The following is a 4556-nucleotide window of genomic DNA, read 5'->3' on the forward strand; positions in this document are numbered from 1 at the left end:
TGATTTGGGGGAGTCAAGTACAAATCCTAAGATCAAATGATTATCGTATTTCAACTGATGGACATGGATATTTGTAGCTATAGTCATAGTCACATTATGTTAGATATTTTGACCAACAAGGGATGAGAACCTTACTTCTGTGTCACTAAAGACTTGACAGCGATCGCACGTTTGATAAGTTGTTTCCATGGTTCAGAACTCGTTAGAGAAGCTGTGTCAAACGGAACCCCCTTTTCCTTAGCAAACTGGCTAAAATTCTCCAGCCAATGACTGAGAGTTTCGGTTTTTGACTTGGGGGAATATTTAACAGATCGCTGTAAACATTGAGCCATTGTCTCCAAATCTCCAACCTGATAAGCACACCAAGCATCCCAGACAAAAAGCTGATATTTCCGTTCCTCACTCTGTTCACCAGCCGAATTAGCAACTATTTTATAAAACTGTAACTTTTCAGCTTCCAATTGTGCTTTATTCAGTGCTTTTTGCGACCGTTGTAACTCCTCTTGGGTTTGCTGTAGTTGATGTTTAGATGATTTTAACTCCTGTTCAGTACCCTGCAATTTAGCCTGATACTGAGCGATCGCTTTTTCCATCTCATTTTCCTGTGTACTCGCCGCCGCCAAAAGTTTTTCGTACTCCTCAATTTCCTGTTCCCATTGGGTTTTCTCCTCTTGGGTTTGCTGTAGTTGATGTTGAGATGATTCTAACTCCTGTTCAGTAGCCTGCAATTTAGCCTGATACTGAGCGATCGCTTTTTCCATCTCATCTTCCTGTTCAATTGATTTTTCCCAAAGTCGTTCCCACTCTTCCAGTTGATTCTTATACTGGGTTTGTTGTTGCTGACTTTCAGCTAAATACAATTGACATATCTCCAAGTTCCCTTGAGTTTGATGTAATTGTACCAGAGTTCGCTGATGATTTTTCTCAACCTGGTTAAGTTTAACCAGAGACTGACTCAATTGGATCTCAGTTTTCTCCAGTTGTGGCTCAAGTCGTTCTAATTCTGCTAGATACTTATGTTGTTGAAACTCCGCATATTCTAGTTTACCTTGGGTATCATGAAGTTGAGCAATAGTTCGGACCCGGGTTTTGTTCCCTTGTTCCAGTTGTAGCCTTGATTGACTCAACATCATCTCAGTTTTCATCAGCCGAGACTCAGACTCATTCACTTGAGACTGTAGTTGATGTTTGTGGCTTAAAATTTCTCGGTTTTGTTGCTCGGCCTGTTCTAGTTCTTCCTGCGTATGGTGTAGTTGGGATTGATATTTCATCACATCCCATTGAGTTTGACTTAACTGTGATTTGGCTTGCTCGAGTTCTTCCTGAACTTGGCTAAACTGCGATTCTAACTGCGATCGCACTTCATTTAATTCTGTATTTTTTTGAGTCAGTTGACTGTGAGACTCCTGTAAAATCGACTCAGTTTTTTGCAGTTGGGTGTGAGTTTTTTCTAAAATCCCTTCCGTTTGTTCCAACTGAGACCTTAACTGTTCTACAATCGACTCTGTTTGCTGTAGCTGAGACCTAGTTTCTTCCAATTCATCGCGAGTTGGGTTTAACTGAGACAGAGTTTCTTCCAGTTTAGCTTGAGTCCCTTCTAACTCAACCCGGAGAGACTTATTTTCGGCTGCGGACAGTCGATAATTCGCCCAATCTCTGAAGGCCCAAGCCATATAGGGAGAAGACTTAATCTGATTACTCCATGATAAATCTGGAGTTTGATTAGGATGCCATCCCCGACTCTCTAGTTCCTGATACATTTCTATGGCTTCAGGAAAATAATAATCGATTAAGCTGGGACGTTGACCATCTTCTGAACTATTCGTTTGCAGTAGGGAGGCATCATAAACAGCCGGAGAAGGATTAGTTAAATTTATCCCAAATTTATGATTGATTTCTGCTACATATTTATCTTGATATTTAACAATCGTTTCAATATTTGCCAACAAACACTTATCACCATATTTATTGTAAAAGTCTAATACCTTCTGGTTATAAAATACCCAATATTTGACTGCTAATTCTGGCTGACTTCTAAAAAGTTCATCTCCTCGGCGGTACAGAGAATCTATCACATCCCAGGGAGAACGGTAAATCAACAGAAACCTAGCATCAGGTAATAACTCCGCCCAAAAATCTAAAAATAGCGTCGTCCGAGGTTCTTTCCATCCCCAAATATGACTCAGAGAATTTTTTTCAACAATGGCATTAGCTTGGTCGATAAACTCTTCGGGAACATCTAGGTTATCTTGTAATGTCCAACCATCTACATTAACACCCTGCGATCGCAATAAATCTAGGTGAAATTCAAAAAAATCAATATTCTCAAAGTAGCCTTTGGGGTTAAACTCGGTTCCCTGCATTAGCCGACGACCAATGTGCAACCCAGCACTTTGCAATAATGATGCGGTCAAGGATGTACCTGAACGGTGCATTCCTGTAATAATTAAAACCTGGGATTCGCTTTTTTTATCTGGCATGGTATAAGTGGGGATTTATCTTTATATTCTAAATGAATGGCAAATATAGCGTTTATTAAGGTTCATAACTGACTACCTACCAATCCTGACAGCCTGGCCCGCCAGTCGGTAGGAGTCTACCATAAATCATCGAGATGGTTCAGGATTTCCATAAATGCTGTCCGTTCTTTGATTAAATCATGTTCAGCGACCGTTTGAAAGGCTGCTTTTTTCACCAGAGACTTCCGCACCTCAGAAAAGACGATCGCCTCTTTGATGGCTTCTAACAGCCCTTCCACAGTATACTTGGGTCGCAGACAATTGTAACCAGGAAAACAGAAACACCGATTCCCAATACAATCTGGACAGATAGTTAGTGTCCCCATGGCCATAGCTTCCAGGGCGGGAAGGTAAAATCCCTCTCCCTCTTCGCGGTTAGGCAGGAGTATCGTCATTTTAGCACGGTTGAGGTACTGTAGATAATCCCTTCTGGGAATTAGGGATGTCAGTAGTTGCACCCCATAGCCCATTCCTGCTAACCTTTGTTGTAACTGTTCGCCTAGTTCCGGTTGTTTCAGGGCCGAAATCAGGATTTCGATATCCCGTTGGGGGTCGGGTCGGGGTTCGGGGAAACTACTGGTATCTAAGCCATTGGGGATAATAAACACGGGTCCATTGACCTGACGTGATTCTGCCAGATAGGTTCCTACTTCTGGGCTGACACAAATGCGGATCGCTTTATGGTTGAGAAACTGATAGCGGGGATTATCTGGGTAGACGTGCCGGAAGCCCTGAATTAGATTAATAATTGGTATGGGGGAGTTGTGGCGCTGGGTGGCTGGTAAAAATTCCCAGTCCATACCGTCCATAAAGATAATTTGGGGATCTGATAGCGGTTTAGATAAAATTAGTTCCTTGTCAATATTGAACCAGGGGTTATTAGCATCGATCGCACTTTCGGGAGAAAAATAAATCTGGGGTAGGTAGTCCGGGGAATCGAGAATATGATTAAAATAATCCCAGACCTTTAAATGACCTCCGGTTAGTCCCCGATAATCTCGATAAAATAAAATAGATTTTCGCTGTGGTGAGCTAGGTGGTATAATTGCGGGCGATGGACTACCCTGGGCTGGTAACTTTTCCATCTGCTCAGAGATTTGTTCTAGCCAGGACTGCGATCGCTCTAACTCAGAGTCGATTTGCTCTAATTTTTGGCGGTCAAATTCCATAAATTATGTACAATTGGGAGGGATGGCTCGATTCAGTAGGGGGATGGGAACATCTAATTAAACTCTGGGTCAGTCTCTAGGGCGGGTCATAACCAACAAATATCAATCATCTGTTCTTCCATATCAAAATATAGTAAAGAAACCGAACATGAGCGTCACTTCCTTCGACACAGCCAATCAACTCCTAAGAAAAGGTCAGCTAGACGAGGCGATCGCATCCTATAATCAGGCGATCGCAGAAAGTCCCCAATCGGCTTGGTATTATCATAACTTGGGGGAAGCCCTCAGCCAACAGGGAAAAATAGACGAAGCTATTGCAGCCTATCGTCAAGCTACCGAACTTAACCCTAATTCTGCCTGGTCTTATGATAATCTGGGAACCCTCCTAAATCAACAGGGTAACTTACCAGAAGCCGTTAGTTGTTTCCGCAAGGCTATTGAACTTGACCCAGATTTCTCCGAATTTTACCACAATTTAGCCCTAGTGCTGATTAAAGAAGGCCGCCTAGAGGAGGCGGTTTCCCTATTACAAAAAGCCATTGAGTTAAAAGCCGACGATGCCGAATTATACCACAGCTTGGGTAAAGCCTACCAGCAACAACAGCAATATTCGGAAGCAGTTACAGCCTATCGTCAGGGGTTAGAATTAAACCCTTATTGGTCCGACTGTTATCTGAGTTTAGGTCAAACTTTGGAGGCTTTAGGAGAAACCGAAGAGGCGATCGCCTCCTATCGTCGCTCCTACGAACTTAATCCTAGCCTATCAGAAGCCCTGCCCAAATTGCAAACAGTCCTAGAGTCCCAAGGACGCTGGGAGGAATTAGCCACCCTCTACCGTCGCTGTTGTATTGTTGATCCTACCTCAGCC

General features: G+C 42.8%; 3 protein-coding genes. 1 reads left to right on the forward strand and 2 read right to left on the reverse strand.

Going from position 1 to position 4556, the window contains the following annotated elements:
• Window positions 1-131: 131 nt before the first annotated feature.
• Complete coding sequence (locus B9T16_RS26030; RefSeq protein ID WP_410246118.1) at window positions 132-2480, reverse strand: sulfotransferase; 2349 nt, start codon at window positions 2478-2480, stop codon at window positions 132-134.
• Window positions 2481-2596: 116 nt separating this feature from the next.
• Entirely contained in the window at window positions 2597-3688 is a 1092-nt protein-coding gene (locus tag B9T16_RS26035) for a glycosyltransferase (RefSeq protein WP_410246119.1), read from the reverse strand.
• 148 nt (window positions 3689-3836) lie between these two features.
• Here B9T16_RS26035 and B9T16_RS26040 point away from each other — a divergent pair.
• Window positions 3837-4556: tetratricopeptide repeat protein (locus tag B9T16_RS26040; protein ID WP_410246120.1), on the forward strand; the 720-nt coding region annotated here is incomplete at its 3' end.

It is taken from the genome of Arthrospira sp. PCC 8006, from assembly GCF_046480465.1.
In the GTDB taxonomy this organism is placed as follows: domain Bacteria; phylum Cyanobacteriota; class Cyanobacteriia; order Cyanobacteriales; family Microcoleaceae; genus Limnospira; species Limnospira platensis.